Source organism: Streptomyces vastus (assembly GCF_039532825.1).
Lineage (GTDB): Bacteria > Actinomycetota > Actinomycetes > Streptomycetales > Streptomycetaceae > Streptomyces > Streptomyces vastus.
Window position 1 is genome coordinate 1 of record NZ_BAAASJ010000110.1, and the last position, 767, is coordinate 767.

At 68.1% G+C, this 767-nt stretch carries 1 protein-coding gene; it reads right to left on the bottom strand.

Annotated elements, in window-relative coordinates; translation table 11 throughout:
• The coding region (locus tag ABD357_RS34365; protein WP_344395143.1) for an IS110 family transposase at nucleotides 1-563 on the bottom strand (563 nt) is incomplete at its 3' end.
• Nucleotides 564-767: the final 204 nt, after the last annotated feature.

Here is a 767-nt window from a genome sequence, read left to right on the forward strand (position 1 = left end):
GGGTCGCGTTCGCCGGCGATGAGGGCTTCGAGCATGGCCCGGCCGGAGACGCCCATGATGTCGGAGGCGACCGCGGCGAGTTTGATGCCGGTGTCCTCAAGCAGTTTCTCCAGCCGCTGGACGACTTGGCCGCGCTCGCGGGTCATCTGGGTGCGGGCCCGGGTCAGGTCCCGCAGCTCGCGCACGGGCTGCGGCGGGACAAACGAGGCGCGGACCAGGCCGTGGGCGCCGAGCTGGGCCAGCCAGGCCGCATCCGAGACGTCGGTTTTGCGGCCGGGCAGGTTCTTGACCTGCCGAGCGTTGACCAGGATCACGTTCAGATCCTCGGCCAGCACGTAGTAGAACGGCTTCCAGTAGTCCGAGGTTGCCTCGATCACCACCAACGTGACCGCGGCGGCCAGCAGATGCTCCCGCAGAGCAAGCACCGCGTTCGTCGTCGAGCCCCAGGTCGTGGTCTCGTTGGTGAACGAGCCACGGCGCTTCGTACTCGGAGTGCGGACGCACGCCTTGGCGTCCTTCTTGCTGATGTCCAGACCGGCGCAGCGTTCGTGCAGCACGTCCACGGCCTTGCTCCCTCCCTCGCCAACGGCCGAGTGGTCCGCCGTTCCGGGAGGGCCAGGGTGGAACAGGAATTCTGACGCGCGTGCTCACAGCAACACTCCACGGTGCCCGTGGACGGCCCCCAGCACCATGCTGACCTGCGAGCTCACCGGCATCACAGAAGCCTCGGTTTCGGCCGGAACGAACCTCTCCAGCGTCCCGGACCG